Source organism: Cytobacillus sp. FSL R7-0696, from assembly GCF_038006865.1.
Lineage (GTDB): Bacteria > Bacillota > Bacilli > Bacillales > Cytobacillaceae > Cytobacillus > Cytobacillus kochii.
Map to the genome: position 1 here is coordinate 2,134,051 of NZ_JBBOWA010000001.1, position 24,014 is coordinate 2,158,064.

Sequence of the window (24,014 nt, forward strand, 5' to 3'; positions counted from 1 at the left end):
CATGTTCATTTACCTTTTAATAACCAAAAACCAACCAATATCACTACAATTCCGAACCCTGTCCGAAGAGTAGGTGTTTCTTTAAAAAAGAGATAGCCAATGATTAGACTAACAAGAATCTCAATCCCTTTAGAGGCGATGAGGGAAAAAGAGAGGTTATCGACATGTTTGCTTAAAAACTTTACACCATAGCCAATCATTAAACTGGCAGCAATAAATAAAGGAACAAGTTTAATATAATACCAAAGTGTAGAAAGAAAAAAGGCATCAATGTGCTTCGTTTGATAGGCATAAATGCCATTGATAATAAATAATCCACAAACCATCAATAGAATCGCTAAGAATATCATATGTTGAGCTCCCTATATAAAAAGAATACTTTAGTTTGCTCAGTTTGTTATTTAATTATGTGCTTGAGTAAGGAGGGATGAAAATGCAAAAAGACAAGGTGAAATTACTTATATTATTATTAGGAAGTGTGTTTATCATGGGTGCTGCGATGGTTATTATGCTCAAAATATATAACCAACATGTCGAAAATGAACAGATTATTGAGCGCTGTTATGAGGAGTCAGGTGACCGATCATTGACGATTGAGAAGAACGGTGTATTTTCAAAAGTATCTTGCAAGTATCATTAAAGTAGGGATGGTGGAGAAGGATGTGGAAAAGAAAAATGCTCCAAACCCAAAGAGGTGCGTTTGAAATCTTTCAAAAGGGAGTTGGAAAGCCTTTATGCGTTGCGCAACTTTATGCCGTCTTTAATGAAACAGGAGACTATTTTGCTCATACATTCTCTGAACGTTTTTGCGTAACGTTAATAAATTTACGCGGGGTGGGAGAATCAGAGCAAGCACATGAGCCGTATGAATATAGTATGGTAGATAGCGTATTAGATATAGAGGCAATAAGAGTAGCATTAGGGTATGAAAAATGGATTTATGCCGGTCATTCAACAGGTGGAATGATTGGCCTTCTTTATGCGCTGCTTCATCAGTCTTCGTTGGAATCACTTGTTATCGTGGGTTCAGCAGCAAGAGACTACACAGAGTCCTCAGCATGCATCTATAATGAAAAACATCCCAAATTTGCTGAAATGCAACAGTATCAATTTGCATTGACTCAGCCAAATATAACGGCAATAGATAAAGAACAGTTAAAAAAGAAACGTATCCAGCTTTCTCTATTTGAACCCGAAAAATATACCCAATATTTTACGGGCAACATATGTAAGGGTATGTCAGGGGCGAGGTTGAATTTTTTCAGTAGAGAGACGGTTCTTTTTGATATAACAAGGAAATTAAAGCATATCAACATACCGACGAGCATTTGTTGTGGACGTTATGATGTCCAGTGCCCGGTTGAGTATTCGAAGGAAATCCACCAAGAAATACCCCAATCACAGCTATTTATTTTTGAAGAAAGCAATCATTATCCATTTTTGGAGGAGAAAGACTTATTCCAGAAAGTGATCGATCAAGCTTTGAATTAATGACGGTACATCTCACTTTCTTCGGAAATATTCACACGGAAACGAAAGAAAATACCTCCAAGAAGTGTAATGACAACTAAAGTCCAAGTAAGAAAAAAGACGGTTCCGATTGTTGAAAAATCAATTAGATAATTCGTTGTTCGCACTTGGTACATCACAGAAAACAGAGGAAAAGAGACGGCACCGAAAAGTAAAATCAATAGACTTAATCGTGTAGCTGTTTTTCGATAGAGCTTTGAAAAGATCAGTAGAAAACTAAGTAAAAGCAATATCAATGTCATGATGCTAATAAACATAAAGATACTCAATTCGATTCACCTCTTTTAGAAATTGAAAGGGGGTGAATTGACATGGACCCCCCTTTTATTTATTTACCATTAACGGTAAAGATAAACTTGTTTAATAAAGTCGCTTGAAACTATCAAAATGTTTGCTCCAATAAGGGTTATCTAAGCTGGTAATCATAACACCACTTGATGAAGCATGGATGAATTGATTATTTCCGATATAAAACCCTAAGTGAGAGATTCCTTTTTTATAAGTACCCTCAAAGAAAACAATATCACCCGGTACAGGGTCGTTTACATAATACGAACGGCTAAAATAACCCTCGGCGTTTGTTCTCGCAATGTTTGTTCCTGTTTGCTTCAGTACGTAATAGATAAATCCACTACAATCAAACCCACTTGGTGTTGATCCGCCCCAAACATAGCGCGTATTTAAGTGCTTCTTAGCCTCATTAATTATGGCAGCGGCATTTCCTGAGATATTGTCATTTGTTGGATTAGACGGCTTCGTCTCTGTATCCTTACCAGCATTATTACTCGTTACATATAATTTTTTTCCGGCAAAAATTAAATCTGAACTTAACTGATTCCACTTTTTTAAATTGCTAACAGTTGTGTTTGTCTTTTTAGCGATGCCACTTAGTGTGTCTCCAGGCTGAATAACATATGTATCCTTCTTGGAATTGGAATTCCCGCTACTTCCATTTGAACCGCTTGATGGTTTGGAAGAAGCATTTCCAGAATTACTTGAGGATGAACCATTCACTTTAAGTGCTTGTCCTGGGAAAATGAGATCGCCTTTTAAATTATTGAGATCTACTAAAGCTTTGACAGTCATATTATGTTGGCGTGCAATCTTAGATAAAGTATCTCCTGACACCACTTTATATGTACCTGAACTAGACTGATTAGAAGAACTATTCTCTTTTGCAGGTGCTGAGTTTTCACTAGAAATAATGAGCTTTTGGTTAATTTGTAAGAAGTCTGAGTTTAAATCATTCCATTTTTTTAGCTGAGAAACAGATGTATTGTATTTCTTAGCTATATCCCATAATGTATCTCCTTGTTTTACAGTATGAGTTGAGTCAGCGGACGCTTGAGCGGCAAAAGCAGAGGAAACGACAGCAATCGTGGCCATCGACACCATATGTTTTTTCACGTCTAGTAATCTCTCCTTTACTCCAAGATTTCGTCAATTCTATCATAATATCGTCTATAGAATTATATTTTTTACAACCTTTTACAAAATAAGATGAAAAAACATTAATTTCGAGGACTTTCGACTTGGTTCTTGGAACATATGACATAATGTGACAGCTTATGCTAAAGTTCTTGTCGAAGAAAAATGTCGACTATCATCGAATGGGCAGACATATGTCAAATGATGTTGAAAAATGGGGGCAAATTAGGTGGAAGGATATATGTAAATAATTTTATATAAGTCTATTTACAAAAACGGAAATTTTTTGACAATTTTATATTGATTCATATTGGGAATTTTAGTATAATATTCCTAAGAAATACTAGGAGGATAGTTTGGTTTGGATGCAGAAAACCCTATTAATCTACTAGAATTATTATTGAAGGCGCACGAAAATGGAATGAGTCAAGGGGATGTAGATGTAGAGAAATATGTCGAACAATTGGCAGTGGACCTTAAACACTTACTAAGCCCGAGGCGTTCCTTTTAACAAGAAAAAGCACCTTCTGGCGGGAAAGTGCTTTTGCTCAAACCTTATTAATGTTGGGTAGGTAGTGGTGCACCATGTTGAGTCGGCAGCGGTTCAGCGCCATGTTGAGTTGGTAGTGGTGAAGATCCGTGTTGAGTTGGAAGCGGCTCAGCACCGTGCTGAGTAGGAAGTGGTTCAGCGCCATGTTGGGTCGGTAGTGGTTCAGCTCCAACAAATCCTCCGAAAGCAACCATTGAAAGTGCAACAACTGATGCAGAAACGAATTTTTTCATTTCTCTTTCTCCTTTCAATATAGAAATATCTTACAATACAAATATTAACACTTTTCTAATAATTTATCTAGCTCTATCCCTACTAATTTGGCAAATTTTTCATCATTTTGTAGTAAAAAGATAGATTTTGCCCGATTAATATACTCCGTACCTATATCTATCTCACCAATTTTGATGTAACTTTCGCCCGATTGGAAGTAAAATTCCCCAAATAAATAGAGAATCTCATTATTAATGCAATAATTAATCCCTAAATTACTATATTTCAACGAGTCCTCATAATTATTCATTGCTGCTAATGTTTGTGATAGCCCATACAAAATCCGCAATTTCACTTTCGGATCCAGTATATGCGGAAGCGAATCCAAATTATCTAACGCATCCTCAAACATATTAGAGGCAAATATGAAGTCCTTTTCTTCAAGCTTAATAATCGCTAAGCTCGTAAGAATTTCAATTTCGTTCTCTGTCAGTCTACTTCTATCAGGGTTCGTTAAATCGATTGCCTGATAAAGGAGTTTTACCGCATCATCCTCATTTTGGTGTAAATAATACTCACAAATCCCCTCATGCCAAAGCATAAATTGCATAGAAATCCGCTGCTTAAATAAAGGATTGTCTCTCTCTTGTTCAATAATCCCATAAATCGCTTGATAATCGCGTTCGCGCTTATACTTCTTAATTAATAAAAAAACAGCCGTAACATAATTGAAGGTACTTGATGATGCATAGTCAATGAAATGGCTGACTTCTACATTCAACCGTTCAGCCAATTCATATAACTGATCTAATGTTGGATACTTCTTGCCTTTTTCATATTCGATGATTTCTTCTGACGAACAAATTCCTTCTGCTAAATCCTCAATTGATAGTTTTTTAAATTGCCGAAGATCGCTGAGAATTTCTCCAAAACTTACTGGTGCAAGGCTCATAAACATACCTCCTTTTCCTTTTATAATAAGTAAATTTTGTATATTTATCAATAATTTTAAATGTTCAGATATAGGTAAAATTAAGTATTTTTTCGATTTTTTTCATTAAGTATGAAATTATATTGCGGTGGATAAACTGTTAGTCGGGTAAGAATACCAAAAAAAGGTCAATAAATCGACATTATTTCCTAGCGTTTTTTTGTTATAATACTGTCAGTAAGAAAATGGTGTAAAAAACCTATTGAACCATTATATCTTGCAAATATAAAAAGAATAGGTGAAGAAAATGGAAGAAAAGAATAACTATCGCGTATTGTTATACTACATGTACGTACCAATTGAAAACGGAGAAGAGTTCGCGATTGAACACAAAGCATTTTGTAACGAACTAGGATTAAAAGGCCGTATTTTGATTGCAGATGAAGGAATTAATGGGACTTGTTCAGGTACTGTAGAACAAACAGACCGCTACATCGAGCATATGAAAGCAGACCCACGTTTTGCTGATATGATTTTCAAAATCGATGAAGTAGATGAACATGCGTTTCCAAAAATGAAAGTACGTTATCGTCCAGAGCTAGTTACTCTTCGATTAGAAGACGATATCAATCCAAATCAATTAACAGGTAAACATTTAAGCGCGAAAGAATTCTACGAGAGCTTAAATGATGAAAATACAGTTGTTTTAGACGCAAGAAATGATTATGAATATGACCTAGGTCACTTCCGTGGTGCCATTCGCCCAGATATTACAAACTTCCGCGACCTCCCTCAATGGGTAAGAGATAATAAAGAATTGTTAGGCGAGAAGAAAATTGTCACTTATTGTACTGGTGGTATTCGTTGTGAAAAATTCTCTGGCTGGTTACTTCAAGAAGGCTTTAAAGATGTAGGTCAACTGAATGGCGGTATCGTCACTTACGGAAAAGATCCCGAAGTCCAAGGCGATCTATGGGATGGCCAATTATATGTATTCGATGAAAGAATCGCAGTACCCGTCAACCGCAAAGAACATGTAGTTGTAGGGAAGGATTACTATTCTGGTGAGCCATGTGAACGTTACGTCAACTGTGCCAACCCAGAATGTAACAAAAAAATCCTTTGTTCTGAGGAAAATGAACACAAACATTTACGTAGCTGTTCCGAAGAATGCCGTTCACACCCACGCAACCGCTACATTGCAGAGCACGGGTTAACTGAAGAAGAAGTTAAAGAAAGATTAGCAGTATTATCATAATTAGTGGAAACCCCCGCAGGCTTTGGTCTGTGGGGGTTTTTTGGTGTGATTTGGTCTTACTAGATGAATGTTTGAAAGATGCAATCAACCCATTTTGTGTGGAGAGGTGGGTATGATAGTCTTCGAGGACGTACTAGCCTTGTACGGAAAAGTTTTTTATGCTGAGTATTTATGTTCGTAGAGTATCCGAACGTATTAGTATCATGAAAATAGGATCACAATTGGCCATTAGTAGGCAATTAATACTGTACATGATAGATAAAACTCAGTGAGATGTGTTGGTAAAACGGAAAAACGAACATACTGGAGGTGCAAACCAGTGAGATGTGTTGGTAAAACGGAAAAACGAACATACTGGAGGTGCAAACCAGTGAGATGTGTTGGTAAAACGGAAAAACGAACATACTGATGCTGGATACCAGTGAGATGTGTTGGTAAAACGGAAAAACGAACATACTGAAGCTGGAAACCAGTGAAATGTGTTGGTAAAACGGAAAAACGAACATACTGAAGCTGGAAACCAGTGAGATGTGTTGGTAAAACGGAAAAACGAACATACTGATGCTGGAAACCAGTGAGATGTGTTGGTAAAACGGAAAAACGAACATACTGAAGCTGGAAACCAGTGAGATGTGTTGGTAAAACGGAAAAACGAACATACTGATGCTGGAAACCAATGAGATGTGTTGGTAAAACGGAAAAACGAACATACTGGAGGTGGAACTCAGTGAGATGTGTTGGTAAAACGGAAAAACGAACATACTGAAGCTGGAAACCAATGAGGTGTGTTGGTAAAACGAAAAAACGAACATACTGAAGCTGAAAATCAGTGAGATGTGTTAGTAAATCCGAATAACGAACATAAAAGTGCTAAAGATCAACAAGATGAGTTTAAAAGGCTACACATTATCAATTTTACCTATTTTATGAGCTGAATTTTACTTCAATATGAATGAGTTATTTATCTGTTTTTATATAGTGGGTAGATTTACCTTTTCCTGTTCTCTCAAAGTTATTATAAAGGATTTTCTTTATGGCATTTGCACTAACCTCCCCACCAACCCATTCAAAAATACTTGCCGTAGTTACCTTGCGTTCCGGAAATAGAGTCATATAATCCTGAATATTACACAGAACAATATTGTTCACCGAGGTTGGGTGATGACATCCCGAGCAGGAGAAAATCATTTTATGTGTCCTGTTCATTTTTTCTCCACAAACCCCGCAAAATAGCCCCTTCTCCATCTGATCAAAGTGATATTGAGGTTTATGGAACAAATGGATACCGTTTTTGTGATTAGTTAGTAAGGTATCAATAATGTTTGTGTGCATCCATTGGGGTGAAAAGGTTTGTTGTTTGAGACCATCCAAGAATTCAGGGATTTGCCCTGGAAGAATGAGTTGTTCTTGATGAGAAGCACCATAGAGGATAAAGGTAGGGTGGACGAAAATAAGGTAATAGTCAAACGGTATGTTAAGTTGGTGCTTTTTTAAGAATTGATGGAATATGGGTTCGGCACGTTTGATCTGGTTGAGGGGATTCTTCATTTCTTTGTGAGAGGGGCTATACCACTTATCTCCATCTACTGAAAAATTCCCTTGGAAGTTTTTTACTTCAAAAAGTACTAGTTTGTTTTGGAGAATACAGAGGGCATCAATTTGAATAGTAGATTGGTTCACTTCAAATTGAAGGTCGTATAGAATCGGGATGTTCTCCGGGAGTTCATTCAAATAGGTGGCCCAATTCTTCTCACCATTATAGCCCTTTTGTAAAGATTGAAGATAGTACGCAGATTCTGGAGGTAATTCGGTGCGAGTGTGGATTGCACGATAAAAACGAAGAGTAGTCGAAGCTTCGAGTGGTTTATAAACAGTCAAAAACATCATCCTTTCTTTTCCAAAATTATAACCGATAAGAATGCCACTGTCATTCCTTTTCATCAGTAAGTCCAGTCCTTCATATGTTATAAAAGGACATGCAAACGTATACAGCCTCAGAACTGCCAATTATTTTAAATCCACCAGGACCAGTACGTGGTTACCGATTTGTGAATTGGTCTAATACTGCGGGGCAGTGATAACGGTTATTCTAGCAGGGACAAAGGGGATCTTATTCTCTATGCAAGGTGGGCTCCATCTAGTGATATGTTATAATCCACTTCTGATGTTCGATTGAAACAACATCATTCCAGTGCTAAAATAAATCATCGCTAAAATCAGACGAAACAGGAGATAGAATAAAAAATGTATCATGCAGAAACGTGGAATGAGAAAATTAAGCTATTTTTGCAAGTGCTATGGCCGATTATGGTGACGCAAATAGGGCTATATGCAATGAATTTAACGGATACGATGATGTCTGGCCGCGTTGGAACGGATGATTTGGCTGGAGTGGCAATTGGGTCCAACATATGGATGCCGGTATTTACAGGGATCAATGGGATTATGCTTGCTGTAACCCCAATTGTGTCGCATTTACTAGGACAAGGCAAAAAGGAGAAAATATCCTATAGTGTGACACAAGCGTTATACTTAGCTGCTATTATTGCTGTTATTATACTTTTAATCGGTATTTTTTTCTTGGAGCCGATTTTAAGTTTAATGAGCTTGGCTCCAAATGTTGAATATATTGCTTTTCATTATTTACTTGGCTTATCAATCGGGATTGTGCCGTTATTTTTATACAATGTGCTAAGGAACTTCTTTGATGCACAAGGATTCACACAAATCACGATGATCATTACCATATTAGCGGTACCAGTAAATATATTCTTGAACTACTGCTTAGTGTTTGGTCACTTTGGTTTTCCAAGGCTCGGCGGAATTGGTGCAGGTTATACAACGGGCTTTACGTATTGGTTCATTCTAATCATTAGTATATTGATCAGTTTTAAAATCGAAAAAATTAGAAACTACAAAATTGGGAAAGTTTGGTTTAAACCATCAATAAAAGCATGGAGAGAACAATTATCCATTGGAATCCCAATAGGATTAACAATTTTCTTTGAATCTAGTATTTTTGCGGTTGTGACCCTTTTAGTTGGTATGATGTTTTCAACGATTACAGTAGCAGCCAACCAAGTGGCGTTTAGTTTCACTTCCTTATTATTTATGATCCCTCTTAGTCTATCAATGGCGATGACAATCATGATCGGGTACTCTGTTGGGGGCAGACGCTTAGATAACGCGAAAAAATATAGTTTGCTTGGGGTTGTAGGTGGAATGGCATTTATGGGCGTTGCTTCTATCTTCTTGTTGTTCTTCAAAGAACAAATTGCCGCCATCTATTCGAATGATCCACAAGTGATTTTACTTGCGGCTAACTTTTTTGTGATTGCTATTTTTTATCAGATTTCAGATGCTGCTCAAGCGGGATTACAAGGTGTCTTACGAGGCTATAAAGATGTGAAAATACCATTTATCATTGCTTTTATTTCCTATTGGGTGATTGGTATTCCAGTTGGCTATAGTTTAGCTGCCTTTACAGAGCTTGAGGCATACGGTTTTTGGATTGGTATTTCCGTAGGGCTAACTGCAGCGGCAATCGGTTTCTACATTCGTTTGAAAAGCATTCATCATAAGGAAAAGGAAAAACAAGTAGGTATATCCGAGCTGTCATAAAGGCACGGATTTTTTTGTTCATAAAATGTTCGCATGAAACCGTTGTTCTATATATGGTATGAAAGTGACCGTAGTGTTAAAATGGTTGATGAGGGGGAGAGACATGAAAAAGGTAGTCTATTTATTTGTGGCCATTACGGTTTTAGCCATTCTTAGCGCATGCAATAAAGAGGTTGATCCAGAACAACGGTTATCTCAATATATAGAATATTGGAATAAAGAAGAGTTCGCAAAAATGTATGGCATGCTCTCAAAAGAGGCAAAGGAATCAGTTAGTAAAGAAGACTTTGTCAGTCGCTATGAAAAAGTATATACAGATTTAGGCATTGCTAACTTAGACATTTCACATAAAAAATCAGAGAAAGAACAAGATACAGATCAGCAATCATTAAAACTACCATTTTCGGCAAAAATGGACAGTTTAGCAGGAGAGATTGCCTTTGATCACCAAGCAACATTAGTGAAAGAAGAGAGAGACGATGAGGAAAATTGGTATATTGAATGGGATACGACTTATATTTTCCCTGAACTTGGCCCGAATGATGAAATTACATACAACACAGTGAAGGCAAAACGGGGAGAAATTGTCGATCGTTCAGGCGATCCACTTGCTTTCAATGGGACGATTTTAGAAATCGGCATTGTCCCAGAACAAATGGACTCTGAAGATGAAACGGTTAAGCAAGTGGCAAAATTACTTGAGATCTCAGAGAACTCTGTTAAGGATAAACTAGGCGCGAGTTGGGTGCAGGCAAATCAATTTGTGCCAATCAAGAAAATTGCGACGAATCAAGAAGAACTATTAAATAACTTGATGAGCATACCAGGTGTATTAAAAAAGGATATTGAAGGTCGAGTATACCCTGGCGGCGAGGCGGCCTCACACTTAATTGGTAATGTCGCTCAAGTGACGGCTGACGACTTGGAGGAACACGAAGGAAAAGGATATGGCAGTAATGATGACATCGGACGCCGCGGCTTAGAGAAAGTATATGAGGAAAAGCTGCGTGGTTCAAATGGTGTCTTAATAGGGATTAAGAAAGAGGACGGTTCAGAGGTAGTAGTGGCCGAAACACCAGTAGAAAATGGTAGCAACGTTCAGTTAACCATTGACCTCACATTACAAGAGGACTTGTATAAAGAACTGGATCATAAGCCAGGCACTGCGGCCGCCATTGACCCTGTTACTGGTGAAACATTGGCCCTTGTCTCTAGTCCAGGGTTCGATCCGAATCAAGCAACACTTGGATACTCTGCCTCTCAATTAGAAGAGCTAGAAGAGAGTGGTGATAATCCATTCTTGAATCGTTTTCAACACACGTTTGCACCAGGTTCCGTGATTAAACCAATAACAGGTGCGCTTGCATTAAAAGAAGGAGCCATTAAACCTGATGATACAATAGAAGTGAAGGGCCTGCAGTGGCCGGATGATAATCGCTGGGGTGATTACCGAATCACAAGGGTAAGCGATCCTGGAAAGCCAGTCAATTTCGATTTAGCGATGATGTATTCGGATAATATTTACTTTGCAAGGGCAGCATTAGAGCTAGGAAAAGACAAATTAACTGCTGGATTAAAAGAATTTGGCTTTACAGAGGATATTCCCTTTGCCTATCCACTCGAATCTTCTACAATCGGCGAGCTGGATAAAGAAACATTAATTGCCGATTCCGGTTATGGGCAAGGACATGTTGAAATGAGCATCCTTCACTTGGCTACTTCTTATACACCTTTTATCAATAATGGGTCAATGATTAAACCGATCTTGCTCCTGAATGAGGAAGAAAAGAGCCAAGTATGGAAGGAAAATATAATTGATGAAGCTACCGTTAAAACTGTAGCTGAATCGATGAATAAAGTAGTGAATGAACCAGGCGGTACAGCACGTACGGCACGTATTGAAGGCTACCCGCTAGCAGGGAAAACGGGGACGGCGGAACTGAAACAGACCGCTGATGAAGAGGGTAAAGAAAACGGTTGGTTTGTTGCCTATAACCCGGATGACCCCCATCTCCTTATCTCAATGATGGTTGAAGGTGTCGAAGAACAAGGTGGCAGTAAAATCGTCATCGAAAAAGTGAAAGATACATTTGAGAAAAACAAAGATCGTTTCTAATAAAGAATAAATACTGAAGGCTGGGACTAAATAGTTCCAGCCTTTTATTATTTTTAGATGCTTGATGTAATAACATGAGGGTGTAGTGGTAAGGAGAGGAGTGCTGCGTTGAGGGTGGTTTGAGTGGAAACACGTACCAAAAATCGGAGTGAGTATGAAAATATGGTAGGAAACGCCGAGAAGTGTACCAAAAATCGGGGTGAGCATGAGAATATGGTAGGGAACGGTGAGAAGCGTACCAAAAACCGGGGTAAGCATGAGAATATGGTAGGGAAAGACGAGAAGCGTACCAAAAATCGGAGTAAGCATGAGAATATGGTAGGGAAAGTCGAGAAGCGTACCAAAAACCGTAGTGAGCATGAGAATATGGTAGGGAAAGTCGAGAAGCGTACCAAAAATCGGAGTAAGCATGAAAAGATGGTAGGAAACGCCGAGAAGTGTACCAAAAATCGGAGTGAGCATGAAAAGATGGTAGGAAACGCCGAGAAGTGTACCAAAAATCGGGGTGAGCATGAGAATATGGTAGGGAAAGTCGAGAAGCGTACCAAAAACTGGAGTGAGCCGAAAAATATGGTAGGAAACGCCGAGAAGCGTACCAAAAATCGGAGTAAGCATGAAAAGATGGTAGGAAACGCCGAGAAGCGTACCAAAAATCGGAGAGAGCATGAAAAGATGGTAGGAAACGCCGAGAAACGTACCAAAAACCGGAGAGAGTCGAAAAATATGGTAGGAAACGCCGAGAAGCGTACCAAAAACCGGAGTAAGCCGAAAAAGATGGTAGGAAACGCCGAGAAACGTACCAAAAACCGAAGAGAGCATGAAAAGGTGGTAGGATTCGTCTAGAAACGTACCAAAAATCGGAGTGAGCCGAAAAAGGTGGTAGGATTCGTCTAGAAACGTACCAAAAATCGGAGTGAGCCGAAAAAGATGGTAGGAAACGGTGAGAAGCGTACCAAAAACCGGAGTAAGCCGAAAAATATGGTAGGAAACGCCGAGAAACGTATCAAAAACCGGAGATAGCATGAAAAGATGGTAGGATTCGTTCAGAAACGTACCAAAAATCGGAGTGAGTCGAAAAATATGGTAGGAAACGCCGAGAAACGTATCAAAAACCGGAGATAGCATGAAAAGATGGTAGGATTCGTCCAGAAACGTACCAAAAATCGGAGTGAGTCGAAAAGTATGGTAGGAAACGCCGAGAAACGTACCAAAAATCAGAGTGAGCAAGAAAAAATGGTAGGATAACGGGGATAATCGCCACAACAGAGCTTATCCCTATGGCTACCAACTCGACCCACGATTCTCCTTTCTTGAGGGGTTACCTTTCAAAATTTCTATCACCCCTATAACCATCCCCAACCGATCAAATATCAAATCTCCGGAAGAGACAAGCAGCACATGACATGACCTACATCGCAAATCAACGCTCAAACATTAACTGACGTCTCCCCCGCAATGGCTTATCAAACAAGCTTAGTCTGGTGATGGGGATAGCAACCCAGTCTAGTCAACTTTCGACAAAAACCTCATTTTTCCTCAAGAGATGATGTCGAAAAATATTCTATCGTAGTATCTATACAAGCCCATCTATTCGTTATATGATACATCTGTATTGAAAGGAATATATTTCTAAAAATAGAGAGAATAGGGGAATTGGGAATGAAAAAAGCTATCCATCTACTTTTATCCATGATGCTCGTTTTTTCTTTCATCCCTGCATCCGTCCTAGCGGAGACAGAGAGTACGGAGGAAACACCGACATCACCAGAAACAACTGATGTGGAACAACCATTAGATATTCAATTGCAAAATCCAGAATATATTGATGGACAAGTGAAACTGAAATGGCGAGTGAAATATGAAGAATCTGCAAATGAGAATGCAGAATTGTTCACCCTCGTTAAAAACGGAGAACGCTCGGTTCTTGCCAGCCAACCTGAAATGAGTCAAGAACAGTCTGGGGAGGATGGCGTTTATCGTATATATGAATTGATTGATTCTGAGGTGAAACCTGGAGATACAGTGACTTATGCGATTGCGCAAGGTAAGGCGCAAAGTAACGAAACAACGTTAACTGTTGAAATGCCGGTTGTAGAAGAGGAAGCTAGCGAAGAGTCACCAAAAGACGATGAAACGGTTGTTGAGGAAGAAGAACAAGTAGCGGATGAAGAACCAGCAAAAGATGAACCTGTCCCTACAATAAATATTGTTGCTCATAAGATAACTGATACAACAGCTGACATTTCGTGGAGTTTAGTGGATGTTGATGAATTTAGATTATACGTTGATGGCCATTTAAAAGAAGTCGTTTCACCAAATAAAACAACCTATGCATTAACGAAATTAGCCCCTGCTACTACATATAAAGTGAAAGTAGAAGGTGTGCAAAAAGGTAGTGTAGTATCTTCAGCAGAGGTAGAAGTAACAACATCGGCAGTACCGACAGGAGACGTTATTCCATTCGAAGACAGTGCCCTTGAGCAAGCAATTAAAGATGAATTAGGGTTAAAGCGCGCTATTTATCAAGCTGACTTAGACCGTTTAACAAGTCTATCAATCTCGAATTTATGGGTAACATCTATTGAAGGATTACAATTTGCGACAAATTTAGAAACATTGCATCTCGGTTATAATGACATTACTGATTTAACACCAATCAAAGCATTAACAAAGTTAAAAGACCTTGATGTCACAGGATTAGCTATTACAGATACAAGTATTTTTAGTACAAGTTTAGTGGAATTAAATATCTCTCATACTTCCCTAGCCAACCTGGACTTTCTTAAAAAATTAACGAATCTTCAAACAGTTTATGCTTATGGCCTGCCTTGGATTGGTGAAAATGCTGGGGCACAAGCTGTACTGAAAGATTTAACTGCAAAAGGCGTAACCGTGTACAGCAATGAAGCAGATGATGTAAATATGATGGTAGAGCGTGGATTTGTCAATGAATCAAGTATCCAAGTGTATTGGAGTTTCTGGCCTGAAGCCAATATCAATTTGTACCCAGATCATTATATTGTTTCTATTGACGGGAAAGAAACGAAAGTATCTGGTTTAGAAGAACATGTATTTAAGAACTTAAAGGCAGATACAACCTATGATATCGTTATTAAGGCTTACGACGGTAAACAATTAATTGGTCGGGCAACAATGGATGTGAAAACGGCAAAATTACCTGAAGGAAAAAAAGTGTCGATTAAGGATAAAGGGTTAAGAGACATGATTAAGATGACTCTTGGCATTAGCCGTGACATATATGAAAGTGATATGAAAAATTTAACTTCACTGTATGTTGATTATGAAGGTGTTCGGAATTTAGCTGGGCTAGAGCTGGCTACAAACCTTGAAGAGCTATCGATAACAGGGAACCCAGTCAGTGATCTAACAGCGATTAAAGGCTTGAGTAAATTATCGGTATTATATATTGATGACACGAAAGTGAAAGATTTAAAACCATTGTCGGGCTTAACAAACTTGAATATGCTTGTTGCTTCCTACAATCCTGGACTCGATTTATCACCAATACAAGGTTTACCTAACTTACAATCGCTTTCAGCTGATAGCAATGGATATAAAAAGCTCCCTGCTTTGCCAAGTAGCTTAATCGAATTATCACTATATGATAATGAACTAACAAGTCTTAAAGGAATTGAAAAAGCAACCAATCTGCAATACTTAATCGTATCGGATAATCCAATTAGTGATTTCAAATCACTAGCGAAATTACAGTTGTTATTTTTACTTGCAGATTATACAAATATGACGAATCTTGATTGGTTAAATTCTGAGAATGCCCATGTTTTACAAGGTCTCATTATTTCGGGTAATGCTATTACTGACATTACGCCACTTAAGAATGGTAATAATCTATTATTCTTAGCAATGGATGAAACAGCTATTACGGATATTTCGCCATTACTAGATTTACCTTACTTAGCTGTTGTCTCTTTCATCTCGGTCCCAACGCTTGACATTTCGGAAGGCTCGAAAGCGATGGAAGTGATTAAAGAATTAAGAATGCGCGGTGTGGAAGTTTTCTATGAAGAAGAAATGGGGAACTTAAGCTTTACCTCTTTAACAGCGACGCATGATTCGATCTATGCAGAATGGGAATATAATGGAGAAGAAGAAGTAGCAGCTTATGAATTGTATATAGATGGTGAATCAGTAGATACAGTATCAGGAACAGAATCTAGTTACGTATTTACTGGACTATCTCCGGGAACGCCGTATGAAGTTGCTATTGCAGCACTAAATGCGGATGGAGAAGAAATTGAAATTTATTTCGATTATGTATTCACGATTAGTGAAGATCTTTACTTCACAAAAGTAGAAGCAACAGAAGACTCTATTGAAACAGAATGGATATACGATGGTGAAGGAGCAGTCTATGAATATGAAATCTCTCTAAATGGAGAAGAGTATGAAATCGTGGATGCAGATACACTCTCGCATATTTGGACAGAACTTGAAAAAGATACAACATATACTATTGAATTGATGGCATATGACGAAGAATATGAAATCCTTGGCTATACTTATGCAGAAGCAACAACAACAGTAGATGAAGATGGAACGGGCGAGGGCAACACCCCTCCTCCACCAACGAAAAAACCAGACCCAGGCAATGGCAATAAAAAACCAAATGATGGTAAAACACCAGCAGATGTCATCAAAGGGAAAAAAGAACAAATGAAATCTGGCGCCAAACCAGAGGAGAAAACAGGTAAGTCTCTACCAAATACGTCAACCAACAGCTATAACTATTTAGCAATGGGTATGACAATCTTACTAGCAGGTACCATCATGTTATTCCTTGCAAGGAAAAAACAGCCGTCATTGAAATGATGAACAAAGAGTGACACTAAAATGGTGTCACTCTTTATTAAGTTCCGGCGAACAATGTGAGGAAAATTAGTTTCTATTGTGTTTGTTTTGCTCTAGCCTCTTTACAACCAAACACATGAGCATAAGTTATACCTATACCTTTGGGGAAAAGGTATGGGCAAAGCCAAAATGCGAACAACAGGTATGAAGATGTGCAAGTTACCTAGAAACAATTGGTTTGAATCGGATAGGAAATCATGGCGCGAATTTCCTTAAACTTCTTTCATGCCATAGAAATGTATAAATACTTAAAGAATAACCTCAAAGGGTCCGGTCGACTTTCATTACTTCCACCTGCTATTAGTGTCTTTTCTGTCATTCTTTTTATGGTAATATTTGGTTGAAAACTTCTCCGCCATTACCGTGAATTTTTATCACTTTAAGTCGATTTGTTTTCTTGATGAAGATAGTTTTATATTGTTTTTCACCATTTTGCTCAATAATAAACACGCGTTTACTTCCAGTATCTGATTCTTTTGTGAAGAGATAATCTTGATCACCGATTAGTTCTATAATTTTGCCGTATTCTGGTAATGAAGACAAATCCTTTTCGTTAGAAATCTTATCATTTGCTATGTTTTGTACAGGGACTGAATGGTTACCTGAGTTTGAGTTTGCCTCTTTTTCATCAGATGATTGAGACACTTCGTGGGTCTTCTCTTTATTCATGTCCGATTCCTCAACGGAATTACTGTTACAAGCAGAGAGGAGCAGTATCCCAGTAATTAGTGCAAGTTGCCATTTATACATGATGCAATTTCATCTCCTGTAAATATAATTTTAATTAACCATAACAAATGCTCCGGTTAAATTCATCCAATAAAAGTCTCAATTCAAAAACAAACAATTGTACTAGATAAGTCCTTTCAAAAAGGAAAGCTCATATTTAATTGCCTCTTTTAAAAAATGATGAGAAATGAGCCATTTGGCCGTTTAATAAACACGATTTTTAACAGAAACTGGGGTTGAAAGGTATTAATATAAATATATTCATAAAGTAATAGAATCTTAATAAAAAGAATCTACAATCAATCATAAAGTGGATTGTAAAGGGTGGGTATTTAATGGACAAAAAATCAATTCTCGTCATTGAAGATGAAGAAAAAATTGCACGGTTATTAGAATTAGAGCTGGAATATGAAGGATATAAAGTGACAAAAGCGCTTGATGGGTTAGAAGGATTCCATACTTATAAAAGCAAAATATGGGATCTCGTATTATTAGATATTATGCTTCCGGGTATTAGCGGAATAGAGTTGTTAAGAAGAATTAGGGCTAATGATAACCATACACCGGTCATTCTTTTAACTGCGAAAAGCTCAGTTGAAGACAAAGTCTCTGGATTAGATTTAGGTGCGAATGATTATATAACAAAGCCTTTTCAAATAGAAGAGTTGCTGGCCAGAGTCCGTGTGGCATTCCGAAATAAAGTCACTGAGGAAGTAGAAAATGAAGAAGATGTGCTTACGATTGCTAATTTAAAAGTGAATGAGAAAACAAGAGAAGTTTTTCGTGGGGATACATCTATTGAATTGACACCGAGGGAGTTTGATTTGCTTGTTTATTTATTGGTAAATAAACGACAAGTACTGAATCGTGATCAAATTGTTGAAGCAGTCTGGGGATATGATTTTATTGGTGATACAAATGTTGTTGATGTTTATATTCGTTATATAAGGAAGAAAATTGACGTTGAAAATCTCCCTGCGCTTATCCATACGGTACGAGGTGTAGGTTATGTAATAAGGGAGATGAAATGAAGTTAAAAAACAAAATCAATCTATATACTTCTATCTTGTTCATCATATTACTAATCGTCATGAATATCTCTATTTATTTGCTGTTTAGCAATATGATGATGAATAGTGAACTTGACCGTGGGAAACTGGAATTGGAAAGAAATGCTGCTGAAATCGATCAGTCACTTGCCACGGTACCAATGGACACGTTACTTCGGGCTTATATTCCTATCGACGGTATGGTTCGTATCGTTTATGAGGATAGCCAAAAAGCAGCTAGTACATTTGTGGATCCTTCTTTTAATAAAGAGGCTCATAACATAGAGAAATCATTTAGTTCCTCATTAAATGTCGAGATTAAAGAGGGTGAAACCTCATATACTTTTGGTTCGATTCCGATTATTTTGAGCAATGGTGAAATAGCTAACCTGCAAATCGCCAAAAGCATTGTAAGAACGACAGAAAATTTAAAAGTATTACGGTTGGTTTTAATCATTGTAACCTTAGTTGCAATGATTCCAGTTATTATTTCTAGTAGGTTATTAGGCAACCTTATTATTGCGCCGATTACTTCAATGATTAAGACGATGAGTGAAATTAGAGAAAGTGGGAAATTTAAACGGCTGCCATTAAATAAAGATTCCAATGACGAATTGCATGAAATGGGTACGACTTTTAATCATATGATTGATTTACTCGAAGTCAACTTTGATAAGCAAAAACAATTTGCTTCAAGTGCTTCCCATGAACTAAAAACACCACTAACTGTAATTGAAAGCTATACCAGTCTTTTAAAAAGACGAGGATTGCATGATGAGGAACTTTTTAAAGAATCAATTGAAGCGATACATTCTGAAGCCATTAGAATGAAAAATTTGACAGAACAACTATTACTCCTAGCACAACATAATCAACAATGGAATATAGAAACAACCAAAATTAGCCTAAGCGACTTTTTGGTAGATTCAGCAAAAGCTTTCCAGAACGGCTACAATCGAAGGATTATTTTTGAAAGTGAAATTGATGGCAATGCGTCCATTTACTCAGATGAACAAAAGTTAAAGCAATTACTTTTTATATTCCTTGATAACGCAAGAAAGTATAGTAATGATGAAATTACAATCACTTTGAGTGAGAATAGTAACGAAGAAATACTTATTCATGTTTCTGACCGTGGAATAGGTATAGATGAGAATGAGCTTCCCAAAATATTTGAACGTTTTTACCGTATTGATAAAGCAAGGTCCAGAAAAACAGGAGGAGTCGGACTTGGACTTTCTTTAGCGAAGGAAATTGCCGACGCTTTAGCCATTGAGATAAAATTACAAAGTGTTGAAAATCTAGGAACAACGGTTACTATGGTGTTTAATAACGAACATAGGAAAACAAAAATTAATTAATCGATCAGTGCTTTCTCATTTTCTTTTAATTTTTTTATTAGATAATAAAGGAAAGGGATATAGAATGGAGGATAATAATGAGAAGAAAAGGGTTATGGATTACTCTTGGGTTAGTTGTCATCGCAACCTTTATTATTATTGTTACATGGCAAGGAGTAACTACTTCTGCGAAAACAATTACTAAAGATGACGCCCTTTCCTTAATTGAGGAAAGGTATAAAGGCAGCAAAGTAACAAATATCGAATTACAACAAAGTGCTTATCACATAAAAATGACGAGAGAAAGCGGAATATATGAAGTTTCTTTAAATGCAGAAAATGGAGATATAATATCTTTAAAGAAACTTGGAGATAACTCAAGTGGCGGTGATGATCGTAATAAAATGATAAAGAATGAAAAGGAAATAGAAAGTATCTTATTACTGTCAAGCGATAATATTTTATCTATTAGTAAAAAAACCGAAAATCAGAAAGATGTTTATGTAGCTAAAGTTCTGGAGAATAAAGAGGAGTATATTGTTAAAGTAGATGCAGTAACAGGTTCAATTGTTTCAAAAGATAAAGCTGAAAAACCTAAAGAAGAAAACCCGGAAGAAGGCAAACAAAAAGAAGAAGATCGTCCAGTGGCTATTTCTAAAGATGAAGCAATTAAAATCGCGTTGGAAAATGTAAAAGGGGCAGTCGATGATGATATCGAAATTGAAAATATTGGAGGCCAAACTTATTATCTCATTGAAATTGAAACCGATGATGATAATGAGGCAACCGTACAAGTTCATACCTTAACAGGGAAAGCTACTATTTCATTTGATGATTAATCTTACTTTTTAGCAAATTCTAATGTTACTCACCTCATTCCTTAATCTTACGCGATTATATTATAAGTAATCAGAAGATTAAAGGAGGATATTAATCATGAAAAATAAAATTTTTGTTGGTTTAATCATAACTGGTGTAATTATGGGTGGAGCGGTTGCTGTTGGGGCTACAAATAATGATGAAACAAATGCTACTTCTATCAATACAGAATTAGATGAAAAAGTATCTCAGGCCGGAGAGGCGGATGTCATTGCCATCAGTAAACAAGATGATGGGGAGAATCAATCTGACGATAGGGGATACGATGACGATAACGATGATGTACAGGACGTAAAAGTAGATGCCTCTTCAGGTGATTCTATCCAAAGGGATCAAGGTAATGAAGATGATGATATCGAAAGAGATAGAGACGACGCTAACGATGATGATAAGCAATTAATCAAGCAACGGATCATACAAGAAAAAGATGCGATAGCAATTGCAGAAAAGGCTTCTAACGGTAAAGTGAATGAAATTGAACTGGATGAAGAAGATGGTCTCATTGTTTATGAAATTGAAGCTGATTCCAAAAAAGGCGAAGTGGAAATAGAGATGAATGCAAAAACTGGAGAGATAATAAAAAAAGATTTGGATTAATGAGGCCTGGCATGTATTTGGTGAGAACCATTTACATGTCTTTTTTATTTCGGTTGATTATTTGGGTTCATTCTTATTGATTTCTAATCTAACTATCATGGTTCTTACATAGAGTTCTCATCTTCAAAAACTAGTATAGAAGATAACAAGGAAAGTGAAAAAGCTTAGAAGTGACGGATTTAAATGGAAATGGCTCATTTTCCTAAAAAAAAAATGACTTGGAGGCAGTAAAATGAAAATAGTGATTATCCCATCTGGTTTTAAGGAGTGTTTGGAAGCTGAGGAAGTAGCGAGTGCGATTGATAAAGGGATCAGGCGTTTTGATTCCGCTGTGGATACGCATGTTATTCCCATGGTTGATGGTGGAGAAGGTTTTGTCAAAACAATTATTAAAATTAAGAAAGGTGAACTTAAATTTATTGACGCCACAAATCCTGTAGGTGAAAAAGTACAGACATACTTTGGGTTGTATGAGGAAAACAACGTAAAAACAGCCGTAATTGAAATGGCCGCTATTGCTGGGCTTAGAATGGTTCCTCTTCACAAACGTAACCCTTTAAATACTCATACTTATGGTGTAGGTGAATTAATTTTAGCTGCCTTAGATTCAGGAGCGACTCATATTTTATTTGGCTGTGGTGATTCGGGTACATCCGATGGTGGAGCGGGTATGGCACAAGCGTTGGGCGCTAAATTTTATTCTCAAAATCATCAACCAATAGAAATAACGGGAGGGGGCTGCTTAAGTGATATTGCATATATGGATTTAACCAATATAGACCCTAGATTATCTCAAGTACAAATGCATGTCGCGTGTAATTGGCATAATGTACTTTGTGGTCCAAAGGGGGTGGCGCACGTATTTGCACCCCAAAAAGGAGCTTCCTTACTAGAGGTAGAGATATTGGCTAATGGTTTATCGCACTTTGCTAATTTAATAGAGAAGGCTACGGGGCATGATGTGAAAACGCTACCAGGTAGTGGCGCATCTGGGGGGTTAGGGGCAGGTTTAGTGGCATTTGCAGGTGCAAAACTATTTCCACGTTATGAAATTATTATGAAATATATTCAAATTGAAGAACATCTAGAAGGTGCTGACCTTGTATTAACAGCGGAAGGGTGTATAGATAGACAGACACCAAACGGGAAGATTCCTGCGGAAGTTGCTAGATTAGCAAAACAATTGGGCATACCGGTGATTGCAATTACTGGGTCCATTGGAAAGGATGCATGGGTAAATTATACAAGTGGGATTGATGCTTATATGAGCATTATTCAGAAGCCAACTTCATTAGAAAAGGCGATGGAAGACGCAGCAAATTTAATTGCTGATTGTGCAGAGGCAGCTGTACGTCAAATTCAGGTTGGCTATCGTATTGCTGAAAGGAAATTGGGTAAAGGTATCATATGAAATCTAATCGTTTACTAGAAAACAAGCAACAATCTACTAAAACATACTTAACTAAGCTGCCAAATGTAACACAAATCATCGTCATTCTTCTCTCATTTGTGTGTTCATTTATTGTTTTCACAGACAATATAGCTTATGATGCAAAGGTTTCTATGATTGTTTTCATTATTACACTAGCTTTATGGGTATGTACAAAACTTCCTGCCGCCTATGTTGCTTTAGGTGCATTACTATTACTCATTTTATTAAATGGGGCAAATACAGATGTGCTCTATTCATCTTTTTCTTCGGAAATCATTTGGTTGATGATTGGCGCTTTTATTATTGGAGAAGCATTTAGTTCTTCTGGTCTATCTCTTCGAATGACGCGAGTGATCATTCATAAAGCTAAAAACACAAACCAACTATTATTGTATTTGATGTTGTCTCTGTTTCCATTGGCTATCTTTATTCCTTCCACTTCCGGCAGGGCGGTACTCATGTTGCCAATTGTAAGAGAAATAGCGAATCTTGTTAAGAATAAGCAACAAAGAGAAATCATTGCATTGTTCGTACCAGTCATCATTTTAATGACGACCTCTTCGACATTATTAGGAGCAGGTTCACATTTAATCGGGATAGAAATATTAGAGAAGACGACAGGAGATAGTATCTCTTATATAAATTGGTTGATATGGGGCCTCCCTTTTGCCTTCATCATCAGTTTCATCACTTATTTTGTTTTTAAACTATTTTTTTCAAAGGAATTAACTGCAGCCCCTTTTGAAGCGAGCAATGTCAACAATATATTTGAAGTAAAGCCTGTTTCCAAAAAGGAGAAGCAAACACTTATCCTTTTAACTGTCTTGATTTTGTTGTGGCTAACAGAAGCACTTCATGGCTATGAAATAGGTTTAATCACAATTGTGGGTGCCTTTGTTTTTATGCTGCCTAAGTATGGCGTCATTACCTGGAAAAAAGGCTTACAGGCTGTTTCGTGGAATTTGATTTTATTTGTCGCTGCTGCAACAGCATTAGGTAAGAACTTAGTGGAAACTGGTGCGGTAAGCTGGATAGAGCAGGAAGTATTCAAGCTAATTGGTGCTTTTCCACCTATCCCTGCATGGGGTCTTGTGAGTCTTATCATCCTTATCGCTATTACCAGTCACATTTATATTACCTCTCATACGACAAGGGCTGTAGTGATGGTGCCAGGTATATTAATGCTTAGTATGACACTTAATTTAGAGCCATCCTCCATGCTCTTTTTAAGCTTAGTAGGGATGAACTATTGCTTAACTTTCCCGGTCAGTTCGAAGGCACTATTAGTATACTATGAGCATGACACGATGAGTTATCGTGCCAATATTTTATTAAAGTTAAATATGTTCTTAATGCCGATTTATTTTATATTGATGATTTTGTTTTACTTTACTTATTGGAACTGGACAGGGTTATAAGTGTAAAAAAAGGAGCCTTCATTCGGCTCCTTT

General features: G+C 37.4%; 21 protein-coding genes. 13 read left to right on the forward strand and 8 right to left on the reverse strand.

Features of this window, described 5'->3' with window-relative positions; translation table 11 throughout:
- Positions 1–5: 5 nt before the first annotated feature.
- Complete coding sequence (locus MKX29_RS11020) at positions 6–350, reverse strand: hypothetical protein (protein ID WP_281203160.1); 345 nt, start codon at positions 348–350, stop codon at positions 6–8.
- Between the two features lie 83 nt (positions 351–433).
- Between MKX29_RS11020 and MKX29_RS11025 the strand changes: the two genes are divergently transcribed.
- Both MKX29_RS11025 and MKX29_RS11030 read left to right on the forward strand, forming a co-directional pair.
- Entirely contained in the window at positions 434–640 is a 207-nt protein-coding gene (locus MKX29_RS11025) for a hypothetical protein (protein WP_281203161.1), read from the forward strand.
- 20 nt (positions 641–660) lie between these two features.
- Positions 661–1,491 (forward strand): alpha/beta fold hydrolase, encoded by an 831-nt coding sequence (locus tag MKX29_RS11030; protein WP_341105503.1) that lies wholly within the window; start codon positions 661–663, stop codon positions 1,489–1,491.
- Here MKX29_RS11030 and MKX29_RS11035 read toward each other — a convergent pair.
- On the reverse strand, positions 1,488–1,799 hold the full coding sequence (locus MKX29_RS11035) for a hypothetical protein (protein WP_281203163.1): 312 nt from the start codon (positions 1,797–1,799) through the stop codon (positions 1,488–1,490). The two genes, MKX29_RS11030 and MKX29_RS11035, sit on opposite strands and share 4 nt — an antisense overlap.
- A 91-nt stretch (positions 1,800–1,890) precedes the next feature.
- The gene (locus MKX29_RS11040) at positions 1,891–2,937 is read right to left on the reverse strand and encodes a C40 family peptidase (RefSeq protein WP_281203164.1); all 1,047 of its coding nucleotides are present in this window, start codon (positions 2,935–2,937) and stop codon (positions 1,891–1,893) included.
- 382 nt (positions 2,938–3,319) lie between these two features.
- Here MKX29_RS11040 and MKX29_RS11045 point away from each other — a divergent pair, with 382 nt between their 5' ends.
- Positions 3,320–3,469, forward strand: coding sequence for a hypothetical protein (locus tag MKX29_RS11045; protein WP_281203165.1), 150 nt, complete (start codon positions 3,320–3,322; stop codon positions 3,467–3,469).
- 47 nt (positions 3,470–3,516) lie between these two features.
- Here MKX29_RS11045 and MKX29_RS11050 read toward each other — a convergent pair whose 3' ends face one another.
- Both MKX29_RS11050 and MKX29_RS11055 read right to left on the reverse strand, forming a co-directional pair.
- Positions 3,517–3,741, reverse strand: coding sequence for a hypothetical protein (locus MKX29_RS11050; protein WP_095371652.1), 225 nt, complete (start codon positions 3,739–3,741; stop codon positions 3,517–3,519).
- Positions 3,742–3,785: 44 nt separating this feature from the next.
- Positions 3,786–4,673, reverse strand: coding sequence for a helix-turn-helix domain-containing protein (locus tag MKX29_RS11055; RefSeq protein ID WP_224936710.1), 888 nt, complete (start codon positions 4,671–4,673; stop codon positions 3,786–3,788).
- A gap of 286 nt (positions 4,674–4,959) precedes the next feature.
- On the opposite strand from MKX29_RS11055, the gene trhO reads away from it, so the two are divergent.
- Positions 4,960–5,910, forward strand: coding sequence for an oxygen-dependent tRNA uridine(34) hydroxylase TrhO (gene trhO, locus MKX29_RS11060; protein ID WP_224936709.1), 951 nt, complete (start codon positions 4,960–4,962; stop codon positions 5,908–5,910).
- Between the two features lie 957 nt (positions 5,911–6,867).
- Here trhO and MKX29_RS11065 read toward each other — a convergent pair.
- Complete coding sequence (locus MKX29_RS11065; protein ID WP_341105508.1) at positions 6,868–7,851, reverse strand: nuclease-related domain-containing protein; 984 nt, start codon at positions 7,849–7,851, stop codon at positions 6,868–6,870.
- Between the two features lie 303 nt (positions 7,852–8,154).
- Between MKX29_RS11065 and MKX29_RS11070 the strand changes: the two genes are divergently transcribed.
- Both MKX29_RS11070 and MKX29_RS11075 read left to right on the forward strand, forming a co-directional pair.
- A complete protein-coding gene (locus tag MKX29_RS11070; RefSeq protein ID WP_341105510.1) occupies positions 8,155–9,531 on the forward strand; it encodes an MATE family efflux transporter in 1,377 nt (458 codons plus the stop codon).
- 103 nt (positions 9,532–9,634) lie between these two features.
- Positions 9,635–11,647 (forward strand): penicillin-binding transpeptidase domain-containing protein, encoded by a 2,013-nt coding sequence (locus MKX29_RS11075; protein ID WP_341105512.1) that lies wholly within the window; start codon positions 9,635–9,637, stop codon positions 11,645–11,647.
- Here the strand turns inward: MKX29_RS11075 and MKX29_RS11080 are convergent.
- The gene (locus MKX29_RS11080) at positions 11,552–12,910 is read right to left on the reverse strand and encodes a hypothetical protein (protein ID WP_341105514.1); all 1,359 of its coding nucleotides are present in this window, start codon (positions 12,908–12,910) and stop codon (positions 11,552–11,554) included. The two genes, MKX29_RS11075 and MKX29_RS11080, sit on opposite strands and share 96 nt — an antisense overlap.
- 396 nt (positions 12,911–13,306) lie before the next feature.
- Here MKX29_RS11080 and MKX29_RS11085 point away from each other — a divergent pair, with 396 nt between their 5' ends.
- A complete protein-coding gene (locus MKX29_RS11085; RefSeq protein WP_341105516.1) occupies positions 13,307–16,498 on the forward strand; it encodes a leucine-rich repeat domain-containing protein in 3,192 nt (1,063 codons plus the stop codon).
- 363 nt (positions 16,499–16,861) lie between these two features.
- Here the strand turns inward: MKX29_RS11085 and MKX29_RS11090 are convergent, their stop codons facing one another.
- Positions 16,862–17,287, reverse strand: a complete 426-nt coding sequence (locus MKX29_RS11090) for a hypothetical protein (RefSeq protein WP_224936702.1) — start codon at positions 17,285–17,287, stop codon at positions 16,862–16,864.
- Between the two features lie 314 nt (positions 17,288–17,601).
- Between MKX29_RS11090 and MKX29_RS11095 the strand changes: the two genes are divergently transcribed.
- The 6 genes from MKX29_RS11095 (at position 17,602) to MKX29_RS11120 (ending at position 23,981) form a co-directional block, all read left to right on the forward strand.
- Positions 17,602–18,297 (forward strand): response regulator transcription factor, encoded by a 696-nt coding sequence (locus MKX29_RS11095; protein WP_251162269.1) that lies wholly within the window; start codon positions 17,602–17,604, stop codon positions 18,295–18,297.
- Entirely contained in the window at positions 18,294–19,676 is a 1,383-nt protein-coding gene (locus MKX29_RS11100) for a sensor histidine kinase (protein WP_224936700.1), read from the forward strand. Before MKX29_RS11095 ends, MKX29_RS11100 begins: the two co-directional genes overlap by 4 nt.
- Before the next feature lie 77 nt (positions 19,677–19,753).
- Positions 19,754–20,494: a PepSY domain-containing protein gene (locus MKX29_RS11105; protein ID WP_341105518.1), complete on the forward strand. Its 741-nt coding sequence runs from the start codon at positions 19,754–19,756 to the stop codon at positions 20,492–20,494.
- Positions 20,495–20,591: 97 nt separating this feature from the next.
- Positions 20,592–21,131, forward strand: a complete 540-nt coding sequence (locus MKX29_RS11110; RefSeq protein WP_289434819.1) for a PepSY domain-containing protein — start codon at positions 20,592–20,594, stop codon at positions 21,129–21,131.
- A gap of 232 nt (positions 21,132–21,363) precedes the next feature.
- Positions 21,364–22,542 (forward strand): glycerate kinase family protein, encoded by a 1,179-nt coding sequence (locus MKX29_RS11115; protein ID WP_341057994.1) that lies wholly within the window; start codon positions 21,364–21,366, stop codon positions 22,540–22,542.
- On the forward strand, positions 22,539–23,981 hold the full coding sequence (locus MKX29_RS11120) for an SLC13 family permease (RefSeq protein WP_341105519.1): 1,443 nt from the start codon (positions 22,539–22,541) through the stop codon (positions 23,979–23,981). Before MKX29_RS11115 ends, MKX29_RS11120 begins: the two co-directional genes overlap by 4 nt.
- Positions 23,982–24,014: the final 33 nt, after the last annotated feature.